The following is a 24888-nucleotide window of genomic DNA, read 5'->3' as shown; positions in this document are numbered from 1 at the left end:
AGCTCGACATCCGCGCCACCACCTCCAAGGGCGACATCACCGCCCGCAGCCTCTGAACCCGCAGCCTCTGATCAGCAGCCTCTGAGGAGCACCCATCATGACGAACCTGGCCATCGCGGCGAACGGGCTGCGCAAGTCCTACCCCGACAAGAACGCCGGCAAGAACGGCGGCAAGGGCGGCGGGAAGGTCGTGCTGGACGGCATCGACCTGGCCGTCCCCGAAGGAACGATCTTCTCTCTGCTCGGCCCGAACGGGGCGGGCAAGACCACCACCGTCCAGATCCTGTCCACGCTGACCCCGGCCGACGGCGGCACCGTCCAGGTCGCCGGCCACGACCTGGCCCGCGAACCCGACGACGTGCGCGGCGCGATCGGCGTCACCGGCCAGTACTCGGCCGTCGACAAGCTGCTCACCGGCGAGGAGAACCTGCTCCTCATGGCCGACCTCAAGCACCTGACCCGTACCGACGGCAAACGCAAGGCCGCCCGGCTACTCGAACGGTTCGACCTGGCCGACGCGGCCCGCAAACCCGCCGCGACCTACTCCGGCGGGATGCAACGCCGGCTCGACCTGGCCATGACCCTGGTCGGCGACCCCCGCCTGATCTTCCTGGACGAACCCACCACCGGCCTGGACCCGCGCAGCCGCCGCACCATGTGGCAGATCGTCCGCGAACTCGTCGCCGGCGGCGTCACCATCTTCCTCACCACCCAATACCTCGAAGAAGCCGACGAACTCGCCGACCGCATCGCCCTGCTCGACCACGGCCGCCTCATCGCCGAAGGCACCGCCGACGAACTCAAACGACTCATCCCCGGCGGCCACATCCTGCTGAAGTTCGCCGACCCGGACCGTCTCGACGCCGCCCGCCACCTCCTCGGCGCGGGCATCCCCGACCCCGAGGCGCTCACCCTGCAGGTGCCCGGCGACGGCAGCGTCCGCGCGATCCGCGAACTGCTCACCCTCCTGGACGAACACTCCATCGACATCGACGACATGAGCGTCCACACCCCCGACCTCGACGACGTCTTCCTCACCCTCACCGGCCGGCACGACCAGCAGAAGGAGACCATCCGATGAGCACCCTCACCCTCGCCGCCCGCGACTCCTCCACCATGGTTCGCCGCCAGCTCAAACGCCTGCTCCGCTACCCCTCCATGACCGTGCAACTGGTCGTCACGCCCGTCATCATCCTGATCCTGTTCGTCTACGTCTTCGGCGGCACCCTCGGCGCCGGCCTCGGAAACGGTCTCAGCAACGGACTCGGTGGCCGCGACGCCTACATCAACTACGTCGTCCCCGGCATCCTGCTCATGGCCGCCGCCACCGCCGCGACCGGAACCGCCGTCATGGTCGCCACCGACATGACCGAAGGCATCATCGCCCGCTTCCGCACCATGCGGATCTCCCGAGCCTCGGTCCTGACCGGCCACGTCGTCGCCAGCGTCATCCAGCAACTCCTCGGCATCGCCGTCGTCATCGGCATCGCCCTGGCCATCGGCTTCCGCCCCAACGCCACCGCACTCGAATGGCTGGCCGCCACCGGCCTGCTCACCCTGTTCATCGTGGCCATCACCTGGCTGTCGGTCGCCCTCGGCCTCAAATCCCCCACCCCGGAGGCCGCCAGCAACGCCCCGATGCCCCTGGTCTTCCTGCCCTTTCTCGGCAGCGGCTTCGTCCCCACCGACTCCATGCCCACCGCCCTGCGCTGGTTCGCCGAATACCAGCCCTTCACCCCGATCATGGAAACCATCCGCGGCCTCCTGCTCGGCACCCCGATCGGCAACAGCGCCGCCATCGCCACCGCCTGGTGCGCCGGCATCGCCGTCCTCTCCTACCTCTGGGCCAAGAACACCTTCAACAAGGCCTGACCGTGAACCAGCCGAACAGGGCCGCCAGACCAACAGGTCTGACGGCCCTGATCCTTTCCACCCATCACACCGACCAGATCACAGCGAGCGCTCACCGTAGGACGTCCCGGACGGCTGAACACGTGGAATACGAACGCCCGCGATCGTGGACGGCTTCTCGCGTGGCACCACCTGCTCGATGGCGTTCCACACCTCTGCGATCGACGGCGACCGTCACCTCACCACGGAACCGCCGATACCGAGCGGGACCTGGCGCGTCTCACTCGATCACTATGCCGTCTCCTCCGGCAGCCCGGCTCCGGCGCTCAGACCGATGACTCCTGGCGGCGCGATCGGCCTGGCGGAGGTCTTCCGGCTGCGCCTGCTCCGCTTCTCCAGCCAGTTGGCCAGGGTGCTGAGCGTCATGTTGAGGCCGATGTAGATGATCCCGATGACGATGGCGGCGGGCACCAGGGAACCGAAGAACACCGCAGGGATGATCTTGAAGCCGTAGTTGAGCAGGTCCTCGTAGGCGATGATGTAGCCGAGGGCCGTGTCCTTCAGCAGCACGACGAGCTGGCTCACGATGGCCGGCATCATCGCCGTCACGGCCTGGGGGAGCAGGACCAGCCGCATCACCCCGCCCTTGCGCAGCCCGATCGCGTAGGCCGCCTCCGACTGCCCCCTGGGCACGGCCAGGACGCCGGCCCGGACGACCTCGGCGAGCACCGAACCGTTGTAGAGGGTCAGGCCGGTCACCAGCGCGATCAACGTGTAGTCGCCGCTGCCGAGCACGCTGGGCGCGAGGTAGGCGAGGAAGAAGATCAACAGCAGCAGCGGGATCGCGCGGAACGTCTCGACGACCGCGCCCGCGGGGACTCTGATCCACCGGTGGTCGGACAGCCGGCCCAGGCCGAAGACCGCGCCGAAGACCAGCGCGCACACGGCGCCGAGGCCGGCGGCCTTCAGCGTGCCGAGCAGCCCGGGGATGATGTAGTCGGTCCAGGTGGAGGCCTCGATGAACGGCCGCCAGATCTTCCCCTCCCACTGGCCCTTGTCGTCGAACCCGCGGTAGACGAAGTAGAGCACCGCGAGGACCGCGGCCGCGGCGATGACGGTCAGACCGTGGTTGCGCAACCGTGCGCGGGGGCCGGGGACGTCGAACAGGACGCTCGAGCTCATCGGGCCACCGCCAGGCGGCGGGCGAGCCAGCCGGTCAGGAAGCCGATCGGGAGGGTGACGGCCATGAAGGCGAGGGCGAGCCCGATGAAGATGGGGATCGACACGCCGGTGTCGTCGAAGGTGTCCTTCATGATGAACGCCGACTCCGCCAGATAGCCGGCGGCGACGGCCACCGTGGTGTTCTTGATCATTGCGATCATCACGCTGCCCAGGGGACGGATGACGGCGCGGAAGGCCTGCGGCAGGATGATCAGCCGCAGGGACTGCAGGAACGTGAGACCGATGGCGCGCGCGGCCTCGGCCTGGCCCAGCGGGACCGTGTTGATGCCGGCCCGCAGCGCCTCTCCCACGAAGGTGGCGGTGTAGGCGGACAGGCCGAGCACCACGAGCCAGAATCCGTTGGTGGAGGGCTCGTCGGAGAAGGTGAGACCCAGGGTGTCGCTGAGGCCCAGCGCGCTGAAGGCCAGCACCAGCGTCAGCGGTGTGTTCCGTACGACGTTGACATAGGTGGTGCCCGCGGCGCGCAGGACCGGTGTCGGCGAGACCCGCATCGACACGAGGATCGTGCCGAGGATCAGCGAGAGCACGGCGCTCACCAGGGACAGTTCCACGTTCACCAGGAAGCCCGCCGCCAGGTCCGGCGCGTATTTGATCAGGTCATCCATCGTGCTCCACCACGTGACGGCGGCGGCCGGTAACCGGGGAACAGGTCACCGGCCGCCATGGGCGACGGGCCGGACGGCTCAGGCGCAGGGCTCGAACGTGGGTGCGGCGGTGGGAGCCGTGAGCCCCTGCGCCTTGCCGAACCACTTGGCGAACAACTGCTGGGCGGTGCCGTCCTGGTACATCTTGGTGATCGCCGCGTTCACGGCCTCGCAGGTCTTGGTGTCGCCCTTCTTGAGGCCCACGCCGTACTTCTCGTCGGTGAACGGCTGGCCGAGGATCTTGAAGTTCCCGCCGGTCTGGGTGGCGAACCCGGCGAGGATCAGGTCGTCGGTCGTGACCGCGTCGAGGTTGTTGCCGCCGAGCTTGGCCACGCACTCCGAGTAGTTGGCGGCACCCACGAGCTGGGCGTCGAGGTTGAGCTCGCCGTCCGGCGGCGGGTCGGTGATCCGCTTGTAGGAGTTGGAACCCGCGGCCTGGCAGATCCGCTTTCCGGCCAGGTCGGTGGGCTTGGCGATCGCGGCGTCGTCACCGCGGACCATCACGTCCTGGTGGGCCACGATGTACGGCCCGCCGAAGGTGACCTTCTGCTTGCGGCTGTCGGTGATCGAGTAGCTCGCGAAGATGATGTCGACCGTGCCGTTGGCGAGGAACGCCTCGCGGTTCGACGAGGCCGACTCCTTCCACGTGATGTCCACGTCGTCGGCGCCCCCGGCCAGCTCCTTGACGACGTACTTGGCCACGTCGACGTCGAAACCCTCCGGTGCCGTGCCCTTCTTCAGACCGAGGCTCGGCTGGTCCCACTTGGTGCCGACGACGACCGTCTTGCCTTCCTTGATCTTGTCGGCGACGGTGGCATAGGTCTTGTCGCCTCCGCACGCCGCCAGGCCCGCGGACATGGCCGTCACAGCGAGCACAGCCCCGATTCGGCGTAGTCGCATACCTTCCCCTTCTTCCCTGCGCCCGGCCGGTCATGGCCGACACATATGTGGTCAGTGCGTAAGGATCTTGGACAGGAAGTCCCGTGCTCTGTCTGACTTGGGCTGGGTGAAGAACTCTTCGGGAGCGCTCTCCTCGACGATCTGGCCGTCGGCCATGAAGACGACCCGGTGGGCGGCCCGCCGGGCGAAGCCCATCTCGTGGGTGACGACGAGCATCGTCATGCCGTCGCTCGCGAGGCCGACCATGACGTCCAGGACCTCCTGGACCATCTCGGGGTCGAGCGCGGAGGTGGGCTCGTCGAAAAGGATCATCTTGGGGTCCATCGCGAGCGCCCGGGCGATGGCGACGCGCTGCTGCTGGCCGCCGGACAGTTGCGCCGGATACTTGGCGGCCTGGGACGCGATGCCGACCCGCTCGAGCAGTTCGAGGCCGCGCTGCTCGGCCTGCTGCCGGGCGATCCCCCTGACCTTGATCGGACCGAGGGTGACGTTCTCGAGGATCGTCTTGTGGGAGAAGAGGTTGAACGACTGGAACACCATGCCGACCTCGGACCTGAGCTTCGCGAGGGCCTTGCCCTCCGCGGGGAGCGTCTGCCCGTCGAACGTGATGTCGCCCGAGTCGATCGTCTCCAGCCGGTTGATCACCCTACATAACGTCGACTTGCCGCCACCAGAGGGGCCGATCACGACGACGACCTCGCCCCGCGCGACGCTCAGGTCGATGTCCTTCAGCACATGCAGGGCGCCGAAGTGTTTGTTCACTGCCTCGAGCTTGACTAGAGGGGAAGAGTTGCCGGCCTCGGTCATGGTCAACAACGTAGGGGCGTAAATATCGCCAAGTCACTAATCCCTCGGTACCGATCCGATCACAGCCCGCGCACTTCCGGAGGATCCGGACGGTTGTCGACGTGGCTGAAAAGGCCTGGGCGGGCCGATCCAGCGGTGCCGCGATGCTCGTCAGGACCGTTCCCGTACCAGGTGAAGGGGGTTTTCGGGCGATCCGCATCGGGCTTGCGGGCACCGCTCAGAGAGCGTTCAGGCGGACGGCGCTCGCCTGCCGTACGGGATGGGCGGGGGGAGAGCCTAACCTTGTACTGCGATGACTGTGACCACTCAGGGCCCCGAGGGCGCGACCCGGACGTACGAGGTGCGGACCTACGGCTGCCAGATGAACGTGCACGACTCCGAGCGACTGTCCGGGCTGCTCGAGGACGCCGGATATGTCCGCGCCCCCGACGGGGAGACGCCGGACGTGGTCGTGTTCAACACCTGCGCGGTGCGGGAGAACGCCGACAACAGGCTTTACGGCAACCTCGGTCACCTCAGGCCGATCAAGATGGCCCGCGAGGGCATGCAGATCGCCGTCGGGGGATGCCTGGCGCAGAAGGACCAGGGGGAGATCGTCCGCAGGGCGCCCTGGGTCGACGTGGTCTTCGGCACGCACAACATCGGCTCACTTCCGGTGCTGCTGGAGCGGGCCCGCATCGCCGAAGAGGCCCAGGTCGAGATCAAGGAATCCCTGGAGACGTTCCCCTCCACGCTGCCGACCAAGCGGGAGTCGGCCTACGCCGCCTGGGTGGCGATCTCGGTCGGCTGCAACAACACCTGCACGTTCTGCATCGTGCCGTCGCTGCGGGGCAAGGAGAAGGACCGCCGTCCCGGCGACGTGCTCGGCGAGATCCGCACGCTGGTCGACCAGGGCGTCCTGGAGGTCACCCTCCTCGGGCAGAACGTCAACACCTACGGCGTCGAGTTCGGCGACCGGCTCGCGTTCGGGAAGCTGCTGCGGGCGTGCGGCGACGTCGACGGGCTTGAGCGGGTCAGGTTCACCTCGCCGCACCCGGCGGCCTTCACCGACGACGTGATCGCGGCCATGGCCGAGACGCCGAACGTCATGCACCAACTCCACATGCCGCTCCAGTCGGGCTCCGACCGGGTGCTGAAGGCCATGCGCCGGTCGTACCGCTCGGACCGGTATCTCGGGATCATCGAGCGGGTCCGCGCCGCCATGCCGGACGCGGCCATCTCCACCGACATCATCGTCGGCTTCCCCGGCGAGACCGAGGAGGACTTCCAGCAGACGCTCGACGTCGTGCGGCAGTCGCGGTTCGCCAACGCGTTCACGTTCCAGTACTCCATCCGCCCCGGCACCCCGGCGGCCACCATGGACGGCCAGGTGCCGAAGGCGGTCGTGCAGGAACGCTACGAGCGACTCGTCGCCCTCCAGGAGGAGATCTCCTGGGAGGAGAACAAGAAGCAGACCGGTCGCACGCTCGAAGTGCTCATCGCCGAGGGTGAAGGCCGCAAGGACGACGCGACCCACCGCCTGTCCGGCCGTGCCGCCGACAGCCGCCTCGTGCATCTCGCCGCCGTCGACGCCCGCCCGGGCGACATGGTGACGGTCGAGGTCACCTACGCCGCACCGCACCACCTCGTGGCCGACAAGGTCGTGGGCGTGCGCCGTACACGTGCGGGCGACGCCTGGGAGGCGCGTCAGGGACGGCCAGCCACCGGCAACGCCGTGAGTCTGGGCATGCCCTCCATCGGGCGTCCCGCTCCCGCACCGGAGTCGTCGGACGGTTGTTCCGTCCTGTCGCCTCTCGGGAACTAGCCGCCGGCCGTCAGGTCGGCGACCACGCGGTAGCAGTAGTCCCGGCGGGCGTCGTGGTAGGTCGCGCACGGATCGGGGAGGCGGCTGGGACCAGGCTGAGGTGCGACCGAGGCGGGACCGGGCTGAACCAGTTTGGGACCGGGCTGAGGTGTCGGGAGCCGGGACGTGCCGGGACCCGGTCGGGGTTCCGCCGATCTCGCGGCGCCGGGTGGTGCCTGAGCCGGTGTCGCTTCTCGGGGCGCTCGCGCGGCGGGGACGGCCGGTGGCGCAGGTGGTCGTGCAGGGACGGGCCGATCGGGCTTCACCACGGGCATGCGCGGCGGCAGGACGGGGTGCGGCGCCGGGCTGGTGGGGAACTCATGCCGACCCGGATGTCCGGAGCTCCGCCGATCGGGGTGCTTCGCGGGAGCGCCCGGTTGTGCCGCGCGGTCACCCGGCTGTTCTGCGAGGTCATCCGGCTGTTCCGCGCGGTCATCCGGTGGCGGGGAAGCCGTGTCGGGCGGCAGTTCGCCGGCCCCCTGTGCGCCGGGCGCCTCCCCGGCCACCACACCGGGCGCCCATGTCGCCTCCGGATTCTCGGGGATCGTCGCTGGGGGTGTGGCCGGCGCCTGGACGATGAAGGACGTCGGTGCGGCCGACGGCGTCACCTGTCCGCGGACGGCGTCACCGTTCGACGACAGGGCCAGGACGATGCCGAGCCCGGCGAGGCCGACGACGCTCATGACGCCCATCAGGGCGAGAGCCGTACGCGGCCGCTGGGGGTGCCCGGTGCGTGGCTGGGGAGAAAAGTCCGACAATGCCGTGATTCTTCCGTTATTGTTCAGTGACTATTTTGTTATCGCCCAAGTGTTGCCGCCCCTCCCACGCCCCGCCCCCCAATTCCCCAAACATCTCCCGCGTGATCATGCACAAGTTCGGAAACGGTGGCCCCTGCCAGCCCCACCACTGGGCGTGATCATGCACAGGTTCGTGTAAATGCCGTCGGCCTGCATATCTAGAGTTCGTGATCATGCGTGAATTCGTGTGAACGCCGGCTGACCTGCTGTTTTGGCCGCCGTGATCATGCACCGGTCGGGAGACGCATGATCACGTACGGCGAAGCCGCAGGTGAGCGGCCCTGTGTCGGAGCCTGTGCATGATCACGGGGGTCATAGCCGCAGGCAGGCGCCGCAATCCACGAATCTGTGCATGATCACGATCGGGATCGTGGCCGGTCAGACGGCCCGCCGCCGAACCCGTGCATGATCACGCCGAAAAAGGGCGCAGGTGGGGAGGCTGATCCACGAAGGGGTGCATGATCACGGGCGAGGGGGTGGGTAGGGTGGGTGGGTGCTGGTCGCAGCGGGTGTATGCCCGCATCCTCCGCTGATCGTGCCGGAACTGGCCGGGGCCGCGGCGCCGGAGCTCGACGACCTCCGTGCCGCCTGCGCCGAGGTGATCCGTTCCCTTGTCGAAGGTGATCCCGATCTGCTGGTGGTCGTCGGGCCGGCCGAGCGTTCCGCCGGCTATCCGGGCGACGCGGCGGGCACCATGGAGCCCTGGGGAAGGGACGTCCGCGCCGGCCGGGGGGAGCCCGTCCTTCCGCTCTCACTGACCATCGGCAGATGGCTCCTCGAGAGATACGCCCCGGACCCCGACGATCTGCCCGCACTGCGCTTCGAGGCAGTGTCCGCCGACGCGTCGCCCGATGACTGCGCCGCCCTGGGCCGGGACATCGCCCGGTCCGCCGATCGCGTCGCGCTGCTGGCCATGGGGGACGGCTCGGCCAGGCTCACCGAGAAGTCTCCCGGGTATCTGCATCCCGACGCCGTGCCGTACAACGACATGATCGGTGAGGCGATCGCGGCGGGGGAGACCGGCCTGCTCGCCGACATGGACCCGGCGATGGCCGAGGAGTTGTGGGTCGGCGGCAGGACGGCGTTCCAGGTTCTCGCGGCCGCCGCGGTCGAAGCGGCCGAGAAGTGCGTCAGCGGGGCGCTCTACGACGACGCCCCGTACGGCGTCGGCTACTTCGTCGCGCGTTGGTCCTTCGAAAGGACGCGCCCGTTGTGAGCCGCCCACCCAGGTGACGGTTCGGGGGAATCCGGTGCTCAATGGGCGTACTCGTCGCGGCGCCACAACATCGCGACGAGCATGAGCGGGAACATCGCCACGTGCGCCAGGACCATCAACGACTCGCCGTCGACGACGTCCAGCCACAACAGCGGGAAGAGCGGCAGCGCGGGAGCGAACATGGCGCCGCACATCTCCAGGGTCGGCGCCCAGCCGTGCCCGCGATACCGCATCCACGCGGCCATGCCCACGGACATGTCGAACGCCATGAGCAGGTAGGCGAGCTCGGGATCCCGTTCGTGTGAGAACCCGAGCCCGGCGGCGCTCAGGAGCAGTCCGAGGAGGATCATCCCGGCGAACATGGCGATGACCATCTCGACGTAGTGCCGGATGAATCGCAGCCGGCGGGAGCGGGCGTTCGATGTCGTCGAAGTCATGCCCCAACGGTGTTTCCCCGTCGGCCGGTGGCCAAGGAAGGCGGATGTGCCGGTCCGAATACTTGGGCTCCCTGTCTTTGCGACATAGTGTCGCGCCATGGCTGAACGGCGGGTCGTCGTCATCGGGTACGACGCGGCGGAGTTGCTCGACATCGCGTGCGTGACCACGGCGCTCGAAGCGGCGAACTGGCAGGGTGCGACGCCCGCCTATCGCGTGAGCCTGGCCGCCACGGGAGGCCGGCCCATCACCTGCGGCACGGGCCTGACGCTCCAGGTCCAGGAGTCGCTGGAACGGGTCCTCGGCCCCCTCGACACGCTCGTCGTGGTCGGCGGAATCGGGCACGAGGCCGCCGCCGGCGACCGGTTGATCCTCGGTCATGTACGGCGTCTCGCGCGCGAGAGCCGGCGTACGGCGTCGGTGTGCACCGGAGCGGGCATCCTCGCGGCTGCGGGGCTGCTCGACGGCCGGCGGGCCACGACTCACTGGCAGTGGGCGGACGCGATCGCTGCCCGCAATCCGGACGTCGTCTTCGATCCGGGCCCGATCTTCATCAGGGACGGGAACACGATCACCTCGGCGGGGGTCACCAGTGCCCTGGACCTCACGCTCGCCCTCATCGAGGAAGACCACGGCCCCGAGCTGGCGCGCCGGGTGGCCCGCAATCTGGTGATCTACATGCAACGGCCCGGCAACCAGGCCCAGATGAGCATGTTCACGACCGCGCCGCCTGTCGCGGACGGCCTGGTCAGGAGGATCGTCGACCACATCAAGGGGGACCTGTCGGGGGACCTGAGCACGACGACGCTGTCGGCCGCCGCCGGGGTGAGCGAACGGCATCTGACCCGGCTGTTCCTGCGGCATGTGGGACGGACCCCGGGCCGGTTCGTACGGCAGGCGCGCATCGAGGCCGCGGCGCACCTCCTGGCCGGCACCTCTCTCCCCGTGGCCGTCGTGGCGGCACGCTGCGGTTTCGGTACGGCGGAGACCCTGCGCCAGGCGTTCGTGGACCGGTACGGGATTCCGCCGTCGCGCTACCGGTCCGTGAACTCGTCCACATCCGTGTCCGGAAACACGGCCGCCGCCACCATGTCTTCGCCCGGCACCTGACCACCACCCCGGAGCGATATCGGCAACACTTCTCGACCGGCGCCTCAACCTGACCACCGCCACCGTCCAGAACTTCCGCGGGCATGGTTGGCGCCGGGCATCGCAAGCCGCATCGCCGTCTCGCCTGCTACGCGGAGGCCTGGATGCGTGGGGGTCACCGGCGGACCACACGTGGTGCACGGGAGTCACCCCCGGCGCCCGCGGATCTCGCGAGGTAGGGTCCGGGCCAGTGGCGCGATCTTGGCGGAGGCACGCACCGCAAAGGAGGTGGCGCGATGAGCGCGCTGGAGGTACGACTGCGGCCGGTGACCGAGGAGGATCTCGGAATGTTCCGGCGTTTCGTCACGGAGCCGGGATTGATCGGCCTGGACTGGACGGGGTTCCGCGATGCCCAGGCCCCGGCGCGGCGTTACGCCATCGACGGTTACCTGGGCGAAGACGACAGCAGGGTCGTCGTCGAGGTCGACGGCACGGCCGCGGGCTTGATGAGCTGGTCGGCTCGAGGGTTCGGGGTCTCGCGATACTGGGAGATAGGGATCGCCCTGCTTCCGGACTGGCGCGGGCGTGGCATCGGCTGGCGGGCTCAGGCGATGCTGTGCGACTACCTGTTCACTCACACGCCAGTCGAGCGCATCCAGGCGGCCACCCACCCGGAGAACATCGCGGAACAGAAGTCGCTGGAGAGGGCCGGCTTCACGCTGGAGGGCGTCCTGCGCGCGGTTGAGTTCCGCGCCGGTCAGTGGCGCGACGGCTGGATGTACAGCAGGCTGCGCGGCGATCCGCCTCCGTCGTGCGCATACGCGTCTGAGGTCAGGGACGCCGGCGCGGGACCGGAACCCGCGTCAGGTCGCGTGCCGTGACGATCTCGCCGCCGAAGGACTTCGCTGCCTCCTCGACGAAACGCGGCTCGTCCGCGAAGGAGTACCGCTCGGAGAAGTGCGTCAGCACGAGGCGCCGCACCCCGCAGTCCCGCGCGACCTGGCCCGCCTGGGCCGCGGTCAGGTGGCCGTATTCGGTGGCCAGCGCCTCCTCCGCCGACAGGAAGGTCGACTCGATCACCAGGAGGTCCACTCCGCCGGCCAGCGCGTACACGTCGTCGCACAGGCGGGTGTCCATGACGATGGCGGCGCTCTGTCCCGGTCTCGGCACGCTGCAGTCCGCCAGCGACACGACCGAGCCGTCGCCCAGTGTCACCGAGCCCGCCCGCTGCAATTCGCCGATCATCGGGCCGGCGATCCCGCGGGCGGTCAGTTCCTCGGGCAACATCCTCCGGCCGTCGGGCTCGTCGACGCGGTAGCCGTACGACTCGACGGGGTGGGAGAGCGGCCGGGCGGTGAGGGTCACGGGGCCCGCCGGCCACCGGACGACGTCACCGGAGACCGGGCGCGGGGTGATCGCCGACGTGTCGGCGAACGCGGCGGCATGGCGCAGCCGCCGCCAATACGTCTCGCCGCTCGCCGGATAGGCCGCCTGTACGGCGTGGCTCACCTTGTCGCGCGCGATGCGCTGCACGACGCCGGGCACACCGAGGCAGTGGTCGCCGTGGAAGTGGGTGACGCAGATCCAGGTCACGTCGTGCGCGCTCACCCCGGCCATCGTCATCTGCCGCTGGGTGCCCTCACCCGGGTCGAACAGGAAGCCCTGGCCGTCCCAGAGCAGCAGATAACCATTGTGGTTCCGGTGCCGCGTGGGTACGGCGCTCGCCGTGCCGAGGACCACAAGCTCGCGCGTCATGCGGGTCAAACTACCGCCTGCCGGACGCTCTCCGGCGTGTGCCGGAACCCCAGGACGGTCACCGCCGCCGGTCATGAGTACAGGCAGGTTGACGCCCGGCAGTTCGGGACGTTTGAGCGGCGTCTCACACAGAGAGCTCTTGCGCCTCCACCGCCCGGCAATAGTCGAGTTGCTGCTGCGCCAGCTTCCGGACTCGTTTCAGTGATGCGATCCGCTCGTCGATGAGGTTGATCTTCGACTGCAGGCTCTCTTGTGCTCGCGCGTGATCTAGCACGCCGTCGGCCATCTCCTGGGAGAAGGCCAGGATCTCGCGTAGGGAGAAACCTATCGATTTCCCGGAGGCGATGAGGTCGGCCGTTTCGATGTCCTTCTCGGTGTAATGCCGATAGCCGTTCTCGCTGCGGCTGCTGGAGAAGAAGCCCACCTTCCCGTAGAAGCGGATCGTGTCGGTGCTGACGCCGACGCGTTTAGCGAATTCGCCGATCAACATGCGCTGAGCCTTCCCTGTCGATCCGAGCGGAGTGGAGTGAGGCGCGGATCACCCTGGACCTTGGAGCGTACTCCAAGGTTTACGTTTGAGCCGACCGACAATCAAGGGGGCTCCGATGACTGTGACTCATCCCGAACCGGGAACTGCCGTAGACGGCCTGCCCGGCTTCCACCACCGCTACGCCGAAGGGAACGGCATCCGCATCCACTACGTGATCGGCGGCGCCGGCCCGGCGGTCGTGCTGGTACATGGCTTCCCGTTCACCTGGGCGGTATGGCGTGAGCTGATGCCGATGCTGGCGGCCCAGGGCTACACCGTGCTAGCCCCCGACCTGCGCGGCATGGGCGATTCCGACCCAGCCGAGAGCGACACCTTCGCCAAGACCAACGTTGCCGAGGACATCCGGCAGATCGTGCTCGGGCTGGGTCTCGGACCGATCAACCTGGTCGGCATGGACGTGGGCGGCATGGTGGTCTACGCGTACGCGTCACGGCACCCTGACGAGGTCCGCCGCCTGGTGCTCTCCGAGACGCTGATCCCCGGCTTCGGCCTTGAAGAGATGATGAACCCTTCCGTCGAGGGCGGTACCTACGCCTTCGGGTTCAGCGGCCAGGTCGACCTGGCCACGTTCCTCACCCAGGGCAAGGAAACCGAATACCTCACACCGTTCTACCGGCTGACCTTGGTGCGGCCGGACGCCGAGGAATACGGCGTCGCCCACTATCTGCCGCATTTCACCGGCCCGAACGGCATCCGCGGCGGCTTCCAGCACTACGGCGCCATGATCGAGGACGGCAAGGCCAACCGGGCCGAGTTCACGACCCGGCTCCCGATGCCGGTCCTGGTTCTCAACGGCGACCACGGCTACTATCGCGGCCAGCTGCTGGCCGGCGCCCGACAGGTCGCCGAGAACATCGAAACCGATGTCATTGCGCAGGCTTCCCACGCGTACGCGTTCGACAACCCGCAGGCCACCGCCGAGCGATTCCGCCAATTCTTCGCGGTGTCCGATACTGAGCGGCTGGTCATCGTCGACGAGATCCGCCAGTTCATGGCCCGGTACGCCTACTACGCCGACCACAAACAGTTCGACCAGCTCGCGCGGCTGTTCGCACCGGAGGCGACCTTCACGATCTATGACCCGCAAGGCGTCCAGGTTATGCAGATGACCGGCCCGAAGGAGATCGAGGACGTCATCACCACCAGCATCGGCGACGCCACCGCGATCCACCACCTGTTCTCCTTCACTACCGAGGTCCACTCGCCGGTGGCTGCGTCCTCGACCATCAACATGGAGGACTGGATCGACGGCAGCACCCTCAAGGTGCGCGGCTACGGCCACTATCACGGCGAGTTCGCCAAGGTCGATGGCTCCTGGCGGATAGAGCAGTTCGTCCAGACCCGCCTGCGCACGGATGTGCTCCCGTGAGCGCGCTGGGCGCCAGTGGCGCATTACAAGTGGCGACCTGCTGAAGCGCAGACTCGCAGGACTGAGGGACGATCTGCGGGACAACCGCTACGTATGGCCCCGGACAACGGTGGACGGTAGCGGAACATGTAAGCAGGTGAAGGCGTGTGTCCACGCAGGTGCCCACTGTTCCCGGATTGACTTACAAGCGAGCCGTCACATTCGAGTGGGCATGAGGGCGCTGCAATTAGGCTGGCTGCGACTGCCGCGCCGGTGAAGGAGCAGCTCATGATCACCGATCCAACGATGGCCCGGATCGGCCAGGGTGTGGAGTTGCATCACCACCGAGGTCAACGTGAAGCCGCTCGTGACTTGTTTGCGCAGATCTGGGATGACATCGGCGGTGAGCAAGGCGACCCGCTGCATGTTTGCGTCCTTGCCCATTCGATGGCCGACGTGCAGGACGACGTGCGCCAGGAGCTGATCTGGGATCTGCGAGCGCTTGCCGCCGCCGATCTGGTCACCGATGAGCGGGTGGGCCAAGCGGGGGTGCCGCTTTCAGTGGCCGGCTTGTATCCGTCACTGCACCTCAATGTGAGCGAGTGCTATCGCAAGCTGGGCGATCTCGGCCGCGCCCGTGAGCACCTCCAGCAGGCGCGGGCCGAGATCGGCGCACTTGGCGACGACGAGTATGGGCAGCTCATCAGGGGTGGCCTGGAGCGGCTGGCCGAACAGCTGGATGACGCCACCTGAGTGTCAAACTGAGTGACCTCCGGGTTGCCCAGCCCTTCAGTGAACATCCGTGCACCGAACATGTGTGGACAAACGTCAGGTACGACTTGCACCGTTCGCGGAGTCAAACCGGGACGCATGCTCGCGCGGTGCGTCGGTCAGGGGTGTTCGTCTATTTCGGCGGTAGCCGACCGATACCCCTCAGGATCGCTTCGTGCAGCAGATCCCGTCTTTGTTGTTGCTGCCGCCGAACCGGTGTTACGACAGGAGACCGGCTTTCCTCGTAGGCTGAATCTCGCCCGTGATGGACAGGAGGCTGTGGTGGCCGAGACGACGCTGACCGAGACGGTGGCGGCCGAGGTGATGGCCGAGCTGGCCGGGCTCGAGGACCCGAAGACACGCGAGGTGAACGAGAAACACGGTGACGATCACGGTGTGAACCTCGGCAAGCTGCGCGCGCTCGCGAAGCGGCTGAAGACCCAGCAGGAACTCGCGTGCCGGCTCTGGGAGACCGACGACACCGCGGCGAGACTGCTGGCGATCCTGATCTGCCGCCCGAAGGCGTTCGAGCGCGACGAGCTGGATGTCATGTTGCGCGAGGCGCGCACACCCAAGGTGCACGACTGGCTCGTGAACTACGTGGTGAAGAACAACCCGCACGCCGAAGAGCTTCGCCTGGCCTGGTCCGCCGATCCGGATCCAGTGGTCGCGAGTGCCGGCTGGGCGCTGACCACCGAACGCGTGACGAAGAAGCCCGAGGGCATCGACCTCGCAGGACTGCTCGACGGCATCGAGGCGGAGATGAAAGACGCCCCGGATCGCCTGCAGTGGGCGATGAACCACTGCCTGGCGCAAATCGGGATCGAGCATGCCGGGCACCGTGTCCGTGCGATCGACATCGGTGAGCGCCTGGAGGTGCTCAAGGACTACCCGACCCCCGCGGGCTGCACGTCTCCGTTCGCGCCCATCTGGATCACCGAGATGGTGCGCCGACAGCACGACAAGTAGGCAGGTTCGCGCTCACGCTTGTGCCGCTACTCCCTCAGAACGCGGCACCGGCGTGTGCCGGAGCGCCAGGGCGGCCAGCGCCCCCACCCCTGCCACGGCCGACAGCAGCAGCCCGCTCGCGTGCAGGGCGTCCACGGGAGACCCCGTGATCGCATGGGAGCTGTAGAAGGTCGCCAGCAGGGCGATGCCCACCGATCCCGCCAGCCGCTGGGAGATGCTGTACAGCGTGTTGGCGTCGGGCACCCGATCGTCTGGCAGGCCGCTCAGCAACATGATCGTCAGCGGTTGCACGGTGAACCCGAGCGCGAGGCCCCGGCCGCACAGCAGCAGGGCGGTCGCCCATGACGGGGTGGTGGCCTCGAGGAGGAGCAGCAGACCGGTGGAGGCGGCGAGCACCGCCATGCCGAAGGCGACGATCCCGCGGATCGCGAACCGCTCCGCGGTCCGGTTGCCCAGGGCCATGCCGAGCCCCATCACCAACCCCTGGGGCAGCAGCACCAGGCCGGTCAGGGTCGTCGAGGCGTTCTGGACCCCGCGGAGGAAGACCGGTACCAGGAACAACACGGCGAACAGCACCACGCTCGCGGCTCCGGCCAGGGCGACGGCCAGGGCTCTGCGCGGGTCGGCGAGCAGGCCGAGATCGACCACGGGCCGCACCGGCCGCTCGCGGCGGGCCCACATGACGTAGACGGCCAGCAGGGCCACGCCGGTCGCCCACCACGCCGCCGTCGACGGCCATCCCCGCTGGGCGGCCTCGCTCGTGCCGTACGCGGTCAGTGCGAGTCCCGGGGCGAGCACCATCAGTCCGGGGACGTCCAGGCGGGCCCCGCGATCACCGGGCGCCCCCGCCGACCGTGCGGCCCGGACGGCGCCCACCAGCGCCACCAGGCCGAGGGGGACGTTGATGAGGAACGCGGAGCGCCAGCCGTACGCGCTGATCAGGAGACCGCCGAGGGCGGGACCGATCGCGGGGGCGGCGAAGAAGATCAGCCCGCCGGTCACGGGCATCTTGCCGGCGCCGCGGCCGAGCAGCATGCCGACCGCGAGGGGGACCATGGGAGCGGCCACCAGCCCCTGCAGCGCCCGTGCCGCTATCAGGGCCTGCACGCCCGGCGCGAGGGCGCACAGGGCGGACGCGAGGGTGAACGCGGCGAGCACCCAGGAGTACGCGCGGAGGAGGCCGAACCTGCGTCCCAGGTAGGCCGACGCCGCCAGCCCGGCGGCCATCGAGAGCAGGTATCCGCTGATCGTCCACTGGACGGTCGGCAGGTCGCCGCCCAGATCCCGGGCGATCTCGGGAACCGCCACGTTGACCACGGCCGAGTCGACCATGGACAACACCGGCCCCGCGACGAGGCCGAGGAGCATCAGGGGCGACAGCGGGGGCGTCTCGGGCCGGTCATCCATCGGGGGGCTCCTCGGCGGCGGCCGCCAACTCGTCCAGCCAGGTCAGTTCGAGGCGGTAGGCCTTGAGGTTGTGGTCGACGACCCGGCGAGCCCAGACACGGCCGGTGCCCATGAAGGCCTTCTGGTGGAGGTCGACCATGTGCTCGACCGCCTGCCGTCTCGCCGCGATGATCGCGCGGCGGGTCCCGACGTCGATCAGCTCGAAGTAGGCGACCCGGATCTCGAACTCCGCGTTGTCGGCGAGGACCGCCGGGTCGGTGTCGTGGAGGAGGGCGTGAAGCTGGTCGCGTCCCGTGTCGGTGATCGCGTAGATCGTCCGGGGCGGGCGGCCCGGGTCCGTCTCCGCGGCCACGCGCTCGATCGCGCCCTGCTGCTCGAACCTGCGCAACGCCGGATAGAGCGTGTTGTTGTTGATCGCCTGCCCGGTCGCGAGCTCGACACGCTTCTTGATCTCGTAACCGTGCGCGGGGCCTTGCGTCAGCCGATTCAGTATGAGTATGTCGGAGTACACGGAGTTAATCTAACCTAGGTTAATTTAACCTACAAGGCACCATGCGCGAGAATGGGCGAATGGCGGAGACCGTGGCGTTCGGCAGCGTGCCGACGAAGCTCGGCGACGTGCTCGCGGCAGTCACCGAGACCGGCGTGGTGGCCACGTCGTTCAACGACGGGCCGGATGTGCGGGCGCGCATCGCCGGTCGCGTCGGCCTGGCCGTCGCCGACGACCCCGCTCGTACGGCCGAGGCGCGCCGGGAGCTTGAGGCGTACTTCGGGGGAGACGTCAGGGAGTTCGCCGTCACCGTCGACTGGCGGCTCATGTCGGTCCTTCAGCGGCAGGTCCTCGGCACGCTCTACACGACCGTTCCGTACGGACAGGTCGTGACCTACGGCGAGCTGGCGGCCAGGAGCGGGACGGCCGTCCCGGCCAGGGGCATCGGGTCGATCATGGGCAGCAACCCGATTCCGATCATCGTGCCGTGTCACCGCGTCGTGGCGGGCAACGGGCTCGGCGGGTTCAGCGGCGGCGACGGAGTGGAGTCCAAGCGCTGGCTGCTGACCCTGGAAGGTCATCTTCCTCCCACGCTCGACTGGGACCTGTGAGCACTCCCGGCGCTGGGAGACTGGGCCGTGTGGGGCAACTACCAGTGATCGCCGTCGTGGGCGCCACGGCGGCGGGAAAATCGGACCTGGCGGTCGAGTTGGCGCTCGAGTTCGGCGGCGAGGTCGTCAACACCGACTCGATGCAGCTGTACCGCGGCATGGACATCGGCACGGCCAAGCTCTCCCTTTCCGAGCGCCGGGGCGTGCCGCACCATCTGCTGGACATCTGGCCGGTGACCCGGACGGCCAGCGTCGCCGAATACCAGGGGCTGGCGCGCCCGCTGATCGAGGAGATCCGGGGCCGCGGCCGCGTGCCGATCCTGACCGGCGGCTCTGGCCTGTACGTCAGGGCGGCCATCGACGACCTGGAGTTCCCCGGGACCGACCCGGGGATCCGGGCCCGCCTCGAGGAGGAGCTGTCGGCGACCGGCCCGGCTCCTCTCTACGAGCGGCTCAGGAGCCTCGACCCGGCCGCCGCCGAGAACATCCTGCCGAGCAACGGCCGCAGGATCGTCCGGGCGCTCGAGGTCATCGAGCTGTCCGGCCGCCCGTTCTCCGCCACCATGCCGTCGTTCGACGCGATCTACGACAGCGTGCAGATCGGGGTCGAGGTGCCCCGGCCGGTCCTGGACGAGCGGATCGAGCTCCGGGTCGGCCGCATGTGGGAGGCCGGCCTGGTCGACGAGGTCCGCGCCCTCGCGGCGGAGGGCCTGGCCGAGGGAAGGACGGCGAGCAGGGCGCTCGGGTACGCCCAGGTCCTGCGCTTCCTCGACGGCGAGTGGACCGAGGAGCAGGCCCAGGCGGAGACCGTGCGCGCCACCCGGAGGTTCGCCCGCAGGCAGGAGTCGTGGTTCCGCCGGGACCCCCGCGTGGTGTGGCTGCCGTTCGACGCGCCCGACCTGATCGCCCGGGCTCTCGCCCTGGTCGGCGGCTGAACCCGGAGCCGGGTCCTGGGCATCATCCGAACGGCCGGCCCGCCTAGAATTCGTTCACATGCGATTCGTGAAGGGGCACGGCACAGAGAACGACTTCGTCATCCTGCCGGACGCCGACGGCCGTCTCGAGCTGGGCCACAAGCAGGTCGCGGCGCTGTGCGACCGGCGTGCGGGCATCGGCGCCGACGGGGTGCTGCACGTCGTGCGGACGAAGCTCTGCGCCGAGGTGGCCGATCAGGCGGCCGAGGCCGAGTGGTTCATGGACTACCGAAACGCCGATGGCAGCATCGCCGAGATGTGCGGCAACGGCGTCAGGGTCTTCGCCCGTTATCTGGTCGACTCGGGTTTGGCCGGGGCGGGGGAGCTGTCCATCGCCACCCGCGACGGCGTCAAGCGCGTACGGCTCGGCACGGCCGGTGACGTCTCCGTCGACATGGGGATGCCGCGGGTGCTCGGGGTGAGCGGCGTGAACGTGAACGGCCGCGACTACCAGGGGCTCAACGTGAGCGTCGGAAACCCCCACCTCGCGTGTGTCATCGACGACCCGGTCGCGGACCTCGACCTGCGCTACTGGGAGCCGGACTTCGACCACGAGGTCTATCCCGCCGGCGTGAACATCGAGCTGCTCAACCTGGTCGCGGACCACACCGTGTCCATGCGCGTACACGAACGCGGCTCCGGCGAGACGCGGTCGTGCGGCACCGGAACGGTCGCCACCGCGGTGGCCGCGGCGCACGGGATCGGTGAGACCACCGGCACCTGGACCGTGCGCGTGCCCGGAGGCACGCTGACGGTCACGCTCGATGAGCGGACGAGCCACCTGTCCGGGCCCGCCGTCCTCGTCGCCTCGGGGGACTATCCCGCCGTCGTCTAGAGCCGTCCAGATCCCCACTGCGACGGTGGGTTGCAGAATGTTGTTCTGTTGGCCCATTCTCGGTCCACTAAGTGGACCGAGGAGGAGGACCGATGGATCCGCGCGGCACGGTGGTGGCGACGAAGGCGGCGATCTGGGCCCTGGGCGGGGGCTTCATGATGTCGAGGGAGGTCAAGGGCCTGTGCGAGCGCCTCGGCCTGAGCAGCCGGGAGATGTACTTCCGCGGGCGGTGCGGCGTCCTGGGCGAGGTCCATGCCGACGTGGTGGTCGCGGCCTCGATCTTCTTCCCCGCCGACCGTGTGCGCGAGTGGTGGGAGGGCGGCAGGAAACTGGCCGCCGACGAGGCGGCGGACCTCTACGCGTCGGCGTGCCACGCGTGGGGGCGGCGCAGGCTGGCCGGCTTCGAGGGCGCGCGACGTCTCGCCGAACTTCTCGCCGCGATAGCGGACGGCTCCGACGTGTTCTGTGCGCCGTTGTTCGCCGGCTGGCGTGCCATGTCGCGTCCCACAGGGGAGGCGGAACTCGCGGCCCATCTGCTCCATGTCCTGCGAGAGCACCGCGGCGCCCAGCACACGACGGCCATCGTCGCGTGCGGTCTCAGCCCGCTTGAGGCCACCCTCGTCGGCGCGCCGGAGGCCGGCGCGTGGGACCCGCAGACAGGCAACGCCTCCGTCGCCCGCTTCCTGGAGTGGCCCGAGCCGTACGGCACGCCGTCACCTGAGGCGGTCGAACGGCGGGCCAGGGCCGAGGAGATCACCGACGATCTGGTGGCTCCCGCGTTCGGCGTGCTGGACGACGCCGAACGCGCCGAACTGGCCGATCTCCTCGCTGAGGCCGCCGCCACGGCTTTCGCCAGGTGATTTCCCCGGAGCGGTGGCCCTCGCGGTTGTTTGGGACAGGCTGACCGACCTGGCAGACTGACTGCCCATGGACGTGGACATCTGGGCCTGGGTCGGCGGCACCCAGCGGGAACTGCATGAAGCCGGCAACGCCGGCCTGGCCATGGCGCTGGGCGACGTGCCCGGGCAGGCCCTGGAGGGGCGCTATGCGCAGCTTGACGTCGTGGCGCCCGCCGTCGCCCAGCACGCGGAGACGCTCGGCCTGCCCTGGCTGGAGCTCTTCGTGCGCTATTGGCACCTGCTCGGCAGGGTGGGCGACCGGGCCAACGGCGCCGTCGCCCTCGGCGACGCCTCCGATCTGGCCGAGTTCGCCAAGCGCGACGACGTCCGTGACTGCCCGGCCGCACCCGCGGCCGTCGAGGCCCTGGCCATGGCACAGGCGAACACCGACGGCCCCGGATACGCCGAGGCGCGGCTCGCGGCGCTCGGCGAGGCTCTGGACGGCGTAGAGCCCGACTCGCTCGTCTTCTCCGGGCTGACCACGCAGTACGTCGCGGCGCTGCTGGACGCCGGACGTCCCGAGGAGGCCGTGACCTACGCGGAGGCGGCCATCGGCCGCCTGGGCAAGGCGGGACGGGAGGCGAGCTGGGAGCTGGGCGCCGCGGCCGCCCGCGCGCTGCTCGCCGCCGGGCGCGGGGAGGACGCGCTGTCCGCGCTGGAGGCCGCGACCGGCTTCAAGCCGGACGACCCCGTGGCCAAGGGCCGCCGTGAGGCGCTGCTCACCTCGCTCATCCTCGGCACGCTCGGGCGCATGGAAGGGGCCTATGAGGCCCTGCCCGACCTCGACGTGGTGGGCGACCACCCGCGTGACTGGGTGGAATGGTCCCGGGCCATCGGCCTCCTGGCGAACAGCGGCTCGATCGCCAACACCTGGCAGCTCGGCCGCATCCTCGGCCAGTGGATCACCTATTTCGAGACGATGGGCGGCCACCGCGCGCGGTTCGAGCTGGCCCTGGCCGCCGGTCATCTCGCCGTCGCCCGCCAGGGGATCTGGCAGGCCCGGCTGCTCGCCGACCAGGCGGAGGCGGTGCTGCCCGCCCTGACGAGCACCGATGGCCTGCCCGAGCGGATCGCCGAGCTGCGCGCCGCGGCCGACGGGGCCGCCGAGATCCCCGCGCCGGGAGGCGCGGACGAGTTGGTGGCCCTCTTCGACGCCGAAGACGGGCAGAGCGCGGACCCGGAGCGCTGGGTCGGCTGGCTCGCGCCGCACTCCGGGAAGGACCTGGAGATCACCCGCCGCCACACGACCACGCTCGGCTTCCTCGGCTACCCCTCGATCGGGGCCGACGTCTACTGGAAGGTGATCGTCGAGGACGGCGACCCCGCCACGGCGAGCGAGGCGGACATCGCCTACCTCAGCGGCCTGCTCATCGAGGCCGGGCAGGACGACCGCGTCGAACAGCTGGCGGCACGTCTGCCCGCGGCCGGTTCCCACCTCGCCCTGGCGCGTCTGTACCGGGCGCGCGAGCGCTGGGCGGAGGCCGCCGCCGAGGCCGAGGCCGCGGTCGCGGCCGAAGAATCGGTGGAGAGCCGCCGCCTGTGGTCGGTGGCCGCGCAGCAGCTCGGCGACAACGCCGCCGCGGCGGAGATCCTGCGGCCGCTGCTCGACTCCGACGAGGCCGAGGAGGAGGACATCTGGCGGCTGATCGTGGCCGCCACCGCCGCGGAGGACTGGGCGACCGTCCACGCGGCCGCCGCCAAGCTGAATCTGCCGATCCAGACCGCGGAGGGGCCGATCGATGAGCAGTGGCACCTCATCCGCGCCGTCCTCCCCGCGCCCGACGGAAGCCGGCGCGAGGTGCTGGCTCTGCGCACCGGGCCGGCGACGGCACGCCTCGCCGTACCGCAGCCGCGCGGCATGGAGTACAACGCGGGCGACGTGATCGTCTTCGACCCCCGCCCCCTGGAGCCGATCCCCGAGGACCCCAAGGAGCAGGAGGACTTCGTCATCCCGTTCGCGGGGGTCACGATGTTGCGGCCCGGCGGCTTCACCAGCTGGTTCTTCGACGGCGTCGCGCCCACCGAGCACGAGTGGACCGAGTTCAACGAGGTGCTGGCCGAGCGGGGCTGGCCGATGTGGGTCTACAGCGACGAGAACTACGGCGTCACCCACCCGGTGTCCGGAGAGCGCCTGCCCGGCGTTTTCGGCTGGATCGCGGTGCCTCCGACCGTCGAGCCGGCTGAGCTCGACGCCGTACTCGACGACGCCACCGAGCAGTGGACCCACCCCGTCACCTGGGTCGACCTGGCCCGCGAAGTCGGCGTCGAGGTCGAGCGGCACGAGCGCATCGCCAAGGAATACGGGCTGTGACCCGCCGCCGGTCGCTGTTCTAGGATCACGTTCGGTCGATCCCGAGGACGTGGACCCCGGGACCAAGGAGGTCGGCGTGGTACTGGAACGCTTCCGGCTGGACGGAAGGGTCGTGATCGTCACCGGGGCCTCGTCGGGCCTCGGTGTGGCATTCGCACGAGGCTTCGCCGAGGCGGGCGCCGACGTCGTGATCGGGGCGCGCCGCCTGGACATGCTCGAGGAGACACGGCGGCTGGTCGAGGAGACCGGCCGCCGGTGCCTGGCCGTCGCCACGGATGTCGCCGTCCCCGAGCAGTGCCAGGCCCTCGTCGACGCCGCCGTCGCCGAGTTCGGCCACGTCGACATCCTGATCAACAACGCGGGCGTGGGCACGGCCGTACCGGCCCTGCGCGAGACGCCCGAGCAGTTCCGTCACGTGATCGACGTCAACCTGCACGGCACGTTCTGGATGGCGCAGGCGTGCGCCCGGGTCATGCGGCCCGGGTCGGCGATCGTGAACATCGGGAGCGTGCTCGGCGAGACGACCGCCGGGCTGCCGCAGGCGGCCTACAGCGCGTCGAAGGCCGCCGTGGCGGGGCTCACGCGGGACCTGGCGCAGCAGTGGACCTCCCGACGGGGAATCCGCGTCAACTGCCTGGAGCCCGGGTTCTTCCACTCGGAGATGACCGACAAGTATCCGCCCGGCTATCTGGACCGGGTGATGGAACAGCGGGTGCTGATGAAGCGGGCGGGTGAGCCGATCGAGCTCGTCACCACCGCGGTCTTCCTGGCCTCCGACGCGGGCTCCTACATCAGCGGCGCCGTCCTCGCCGTGGACGGCGGCATTCTGATCACCTGACGGATCGGCGGCGTGACGACCCCCTGGCCGGGGTCGCGCCGTCCCATCTGATGGTTACGTGTCCCATCTGGTGACCAGGCATGTTCATCGGGCGGCGGGCCCGGCGCCCTGCCAGGTCGGCGGCTTCCCCTGTACCGCCGTGGTTCTCGCGTCCTCGCCGGCACGCGCTCGGGGCCCGTACGGATAGATCACTGAATGATCACGATATGGGGCTTATCGTGTTATTTTGGGCCATCTGTGGGGCTGGTGGGGCCTAGCCTCATCACTGTTCAACACGATGAGTTGCGCATCACGCAACTCCTGTGC

25 protein-coding genes are annotated in these 24888 nt (G+C 69.3%); 15 read left to right on the top strand and 10 right to left on the bottom strand.

Annotated elements, in window-relative coordinates; all coding sequences use genetic code 11:
* Positions 1-97 precede the first annotated feature (97 nt).
* Positions 98-1081, top strand: coding sequence for an ATP-binding cassette domain-containing protein (locus Psi02_RS03170; protein WP_203971531.1), 984 nt, complete (start codon positions 98-100; stop codon positions 1079-1081).
* Complete coding sequence (locus tag Psi02_RS03165; protein ID WP_203971523.1) at positions 1078-1872, top strand: ABC transporter permease; 795 nt, start codon at positions 1078-1080, stop codon at positions 1870-1872. The genes Psi02_RS03170 and Psi02_RS03165 overlap by 4 nt, the downstream gene beginning before the upstream one ends.
* Positions 1873-2142: 270 nt before the next feature.
* On the opposite strand, the gene Psi02_RS03160 is transcribed toward Psi02_RS03165, so the two are convergent.
* The 4 genes from Psi02_RS03160 to Psi02_RS03145 form a co-directional block, all read right to left on the bottom strand.
* Positions 2143-3033, bottom strand: a complete 891-nt coding sequence (locus Psi02_RS03160) for an amino acid ABC transporter permease (protein WP_203971521.1) — start codon at positions 3031-3033, stop codon at positions 2143-2145.
* Entirely contained in the window at positions 3030-3698 is a 669-nt protein-coding gene (locus Psi02_RS03155) for an amino acid ABC transporter permease (protein WP_203971519.1), read from the bottom strand. Before Psi02_RS03155 ends, Psi02_RS03160 begins: the two co-directional genes overlap by 4 nt.
* 78 nt (positions 3699-3776) lie before the next feature.
* A complete protein-coding gene (locus Psi02_RS03150) occupies positions 3777-4637 on the bottom strand; it encodes a glutamate ABC transporter substrate-binding protein (protein WP_203971517.1) in 861 nt (286 codons plus the stop codon).
* A 51-nt stretch (positions 4638-4688) separates the two neighbouring features.
* Positions 4689-5444 carry an amino acid ABC transporter ATP-binding protein gene (locus Psi02_RS03145; RefSeq protein WP_203971515.1) on the bottom strand — a complete coding sequence of 252 codons (756 nt, stop codon included), beginning with the start codon at positions 5442-5444 and terminating at the stop codon, positions 4689-4691.
* Positions 5445-5736: 292 nt separating this feature from the next.
* Here Psi02_RS03145 and miaB point away from each other — a divergent pair, with 292 nt between their 5' ends.
* Positions 5737-7248, top strand: coding sequence for a tRNA (N6-isopentenyl adenosine(37)-C2)-methylthiotransferase MiaB (gene miaB / locus Psi02_RS03140; RefSeq protein WP_203971514.1), 1512 nt, complete (start codon positions 5737-5739; stop codon positions 7246-7248).
* On the opposite strand, the gene Psi02_RS03135 is transcribed toward miaB, so the two are convergent.
* Positions 7245-8045, bottom strand: coding sequence for a hypothetical protein (locus Psi02_RS03135; RefSeq protein ID WP_203971511.1), 801 nt, complete (start codon positions 8043-8045; stop codon positions 7245-7247). The genes miaB and Psi02_RS03135 overlap by 4 nt on opposite strands.
* A gap of 532 nt (positions 8046-8577) precedes the next feature.
* Between Psi02_RS03135 and Psi02_RS03130 the strand changes: the two genes are divergently transcribed.
* The gene (locus Psi02_RS03130) at positions 8578-9300 is read left to right on the top strand and encodes a class III extradiol dioxygenase subunit B-like domain-containing protein (RefSeq protein ID WP_203971509.1); all 723 of its coding nucleotides are present in this window, start codon (positions 8578-8580) and stop codon (positions 9298-9300) included.
* 38 nt (positions 9301-9338) lie between these two features.
* Here Psi02_RS03130 and Psi02_RS03125 read toward each other — a convergent pair whose 3' ends face one another.
* Complete coding sequence (locus Psi02_RS03125) at positions 9339-9737, bottom strand: hypothetical protein (protein ID WP_203971507.1); 399 nt, start codon at positions 9735-9737, stop codon at positions 9339-9341.
* A 97-nt stretch (positions 9738-9834) separates the two neighbouring features.
* Here Psi02_RS03125 and Psi02_RS03120 point away from each other — a divergent pair, with 97 nt between their 5' ends.
* Both Psi02_RS03120 and Psi02_RS03115 read left to right on the top strand, forming a co-directional pair.
* Positions 9835-10845, top strand: coding sequence for a GlxA family transcriptional regulator (locus Psi02_RS03120; RefSeq protein ID WP_203971505.1), 1011 nt, complete (start codon positions 9835-9837; stop codon positions 10843-10845).
* Positions 10846-11120: 275 nt separating this feature from the next.
* On the top strand, positions 11121-11705 hold the full coding sequence (locus Psi02_RS03115) for a GNAT family N-acetyltransferase (protein ID WP_203971503.1): 585 nt from the start codon (positions 11121-11123) through the stop codon (positions 11703-11705).
* Here the strand turns inward: Psi02_RS03115 and Psi02_RS03110 are convergent.
* Both Psi02_RS03110 and Psi02_RS03105 read right to left on the bottom strand, forming a co-directional pair.
* Positions 11656-12579 (bottom strand): ribonuclease Z, encoded by a 924-nt coding sequence (locus tag Psi02_RS03110; RefSeq protein WP_203971501.1) that lies wholly within the window; start codon positions 12577-12579, stop codon positions 11656-11658. The two genes, Psi02_RS03115 and Psi02_RS03110, sit on opposite strands and share 50 nt — an antisense overlap.
* A gap of 124 nt (positions 12580-12703) precedes the next feature.
* A complete protein-coding gene (locus Psi02_RS03105) occupies positions 12704-13069 on the bottom strand; it encodes a MerR family transcriptional regulator (protein ID WP_203971499.1) in 366 nt (121 codons plus the stop codon).
* 211 nt (positions 13070-13280) lie between these two features.
* On the opposite strand from Psi02_RS03105, the gene Psi02_RS03100 reads away from it, so the two are divergent.
* The 3 genes from Psi02_RS03100 (at position 13281) to Psi02_RS03090 (ending at position 16217) form a co-directional block, all read left to right on the top strand.
* Positions 13281-14498, top strand: a complete 1218-nt coding sequence (locus Psi02_RS03100) for an alpha/beta fold hydrolase (RefSeq protein ID WP_203971496.1) — start codon at positions 13281-13283, stop codon at positions 14496-14498.
* Between the two features lie 267 nt (positions 14499-14765).
* Positions 14766-15230 carry a hypothetical protein gene (locus tag Psi02_RS03095; protein WP_203971494.1) on the top strand — a complete coding sequence of 155 codons (465 nt, stop codon included), beginning with the start codon at positions 14766-14768 and terminating at the stop codon, positions 15228-15230.
* A gap of 342 nt (positions 15231-15572) precedes the next feature.
* Complete coding sequence (locus Psi02_RS03090) at positions 15573-16217, top strand: DNA alkylation repair protein (RefSeq protein ID WP_203971636.1); 645 nt, start codon at positions 15573-15575, stop codon at positions 16215-16217.
* Positions 16218-16229: 12 nt separating this feature from the next.
* Here the strand turns inward: Psi02_RS03090 and Psi02_RS03085 are convergent, their stop codons facing one another.
* Both Psi02_RS03085 and Psi02_RS03080 read right to left on the bottom strand, forming a co-directional pair.
* Positions 16230-17624, bottom strand: coding sequence for a DHA2 family efflux MFS transporter permease subunit (locus tag Psi02_RS03085; protein ID WP_203971492.1), 1395 nt, complete (start codon positions 17622-17624; stop codon positions 16230-16232).
* On the bottom strand, positions 17617-18135 hold the full coding sequence (locus Psi02_RS03080; RefSeq protein WP_203971490.1) for a PadR family transcriptional regulator: 519 nt from the start codon (positions 18133-18135) through the stop codon (positions 17617-17619). The genes Psi02_RS03085 and Psi02_RS03080 overlap by 8 nt, the downstream gene beginning before the upstream one ends.
* Before the next feature lie 59 nt (positions 18136-18194).
* On the opposite strand from Psi02_RS03080, the gene Psi02_RS03075 reads away from it, so the two are divergent.
* The 6 genes from Psi02_RS03075 to Psi02_RS03050 all read left to right on the top strand — a co-directional run bounded on the left by Psi02_RS03075 (position 18195) and on the right by Psi02_RS03050 (position 24582).
* Positions 18195-18725 (top strand): methylated-DNA--[protein]-cysteine S-methyltransferase, encoded by a 531-nt coding sequence (locus Psi02_RS03075; RefSeq protein WP_203971488.1) that lies wholly within the window; start codon positions 18195-18197, stop codon positions 18723-18725.
* A gap of 29 nt (positions 18726-18754) precedes the next feature.
* Entirely contained in the window at positions 18755-19660 is a 906-nt protein-coding gene (gene miaA / locus Psi02_RS03070; RefSeq protein ID WP_239094560.1) for a tRNA (adenosine(37)-N6)-dimethylallyltransferase MiaA, read from the top strand.
* Between the two features lie 58 nt (positions 19661-19718).
* Positions 19719-20534: a diaminopimelate epimerase gene (dapF, locus tag Psi02_RS03065; protein ID WP_203971486.1), complete on the top strand. Its 816-nt coding sequence runs from the start codon at positions 19719-19721 to the stop codon at positions 20532-20534.
* Between the two features lie 92 nt (positions 20535-20626).
* On the top strand, positions 20627-21394 hold the full coding sequence (locus Psi02_RS03060) for an SCO6745 family protein (protein WP_239094559.1): 768 nt from the start codon (positions 20627-20629) through the stop codon (positions 21392-21394).
* 67 nt (positions 21395-21461) lie between these two features.
* Positions 21462-23744 (top strand): tetratricopeptide repeat protein, encoded by a 2283-nt coding sequence (locus Psi02_RS03055; RefSeq protein ID WP_203971484.1) that lies wholly within the window; start codon positions 21462-21464, stop codon positions 23742-23744.
* Positions 23745-23820: 76 nt separating this feature from the next.
* Positions 23821-24582 (top strand): SDR family NAD(P)-dependent oxidoreductase, encoded by a 762-nt coding sequence (locus Psi02_RS03050; protein WP_203971482.1) that lies wholly within the window; start codon positions 23821-23823, stop codon positions 24580-24582.
* Positions 24583-24888 lie beyond the last annotated feature (306 nt).

The sequence above is a fragment of the Planotetraspora silvatica genome (assembly GCF_016863315.1).
Classification (GTDB): domain Bacteria; phylum Actinomycetota; class Actinomycetes; order Streptosporangiales; family Streptosporangiaceae; genus Planotetraspora; species Planotetraspora silvatica.
The sequence above is the reverse complement of the archived record's forward strand: the minus strand, read 5'-3'. Positions and strand labels throughout refer to the sequence as shown.

Bases quoted from the DNA above. Each gene is read 5' to 3' on its own strand.
- Psi02_RS03170 (WP_203971531.1), top strand. From the start codon at position 98: ATGACGAACCTGGCCATCGCGGCGAACGGGCTGCGCAAGTCCTACCCC.
- Psi02_RS03165 (WP_203971523.1), top strand. From the start codon at position 1,078: ATGAGCACCCTCACCCTCGCCGCCCGCGACTCCTCCACCATGGTTCGC.
- Psi02_RS03160 (WP_203971521.1), bottom strand. From the start codon at position 3,033: ATGAGCTCGAGCGTCCTGTTCGACGTCCCCGGCCCCCGCGCACGGTTG.
- Psi02_RS03155 (WP_203971519.1), bottom strand. From the start codon at position 3,698: ATGGATGACCTGATCAAATACGCGCCGGACCTGGCGGCGGGCTTCCTG.
- Psi02_RS03150 (WP_203971517.1), bottom strand. From the start codon at position 4,637: ATGCGACTACGCCGAATCGGGGCTGTGCTCGCTGTGACGGCCATGTCC.
- Psi02_RS03145 (WP_203971515.1), bottom strand. From the start codon at position 5,444: ATGACCGAGGCCGGCAACTCTTCCCCTCTAGTCAAGCTCGAGGCAGTG.
- miaB (WP_203971514.1), top strand. From the start codon at position 5,737: ATGACTGTGACCACTCAGGGCCCCGAGGGCGCGACCCGGACGTACGAG.
- Psi02_RS03125 (WP_203971507.1), bottom strand. From the start codon at position 9,737: ATGACTTCGACGACATCGAACGCCCGCTCCCGCCGGCTGCGATTCATC.
- Psi02_RS03120 (WP_203971505.1), top strand. From the start codon at position 9,835: ATGGCTGAACGGCGGGTCGTCGTCATCGGGTACGACGCGGCGGAGTTG.
- Psi02_RS03115 (WP_203971503.1), top strand. From the start codon at position 11,121: ATGAGCGCGCTGGAGGTACGACTGCGGCCGGTGACCGAGGAGGATCTC.
- Psi02_RS03110 (WP_203971501.1), bottom strand. From the start codon at position 12,579: ATGACGCGCGAGCTTGTGGTCCTCGGCACGGCGAGCGCCGTACCCACG.
- Psi02_RS03105 (WP_203971499.1), bottom strand. From the start codon at position 13,069: ATGTTGATCGGCGAATTCGCTAAACGCGTCGGCGTCAGCACCGACACG.
- Psi02_RS03095 (WP_203971494.1), top strand. From the start codon at position 14,766: ATGATCACCGATCCAACGATGGCCCGGATCGGCCAGGGTGTGGAGTTG.
- Psi02_RS03090 (WP_203971636.1), top strand. From the start codon at position 15,573: ATGGCCGAGCTGGCCGGGCTCGAGGACCCGAAGACACGCGAGGTGAAC.
- Psi02_RS03085 (WP_203971492.1), bottom strand. From the start codon at position 17,624: ATGGATGACCGGCCCGAGACGCCCCCGCTGTCGCCCCTGATGCTCCTC.
- Psi02_RS03075 (WP_203971488.1), top strand. From the start codon at position 18,195: ATGGCGGAGACCGTGGCGTTCGGCAGCGTGCCGACGAAGCTCGGCGAC.
- dapF (WP_203971486.1), top strand. From the start codon at position 19,719: ATGCGATTCGTGAAGGGGCACGGCACAGAGAACGACTTCGTCATCCTG.
- Psi02_RS03060 (WP_239094559.1), top strand. From the start codon at position 20,627: ATGGATCCGCGCGGCACGGTGGTGGCGACGAAGGCGGCGATCTGGGCC.
- Psi02_RS03055 (WP_203971484.1), top strand. From the start codon at position 21,462: ATGGACGTGGACATCTGGGCCTGGGTCGGCGGCACCCAGCGGGAACTG.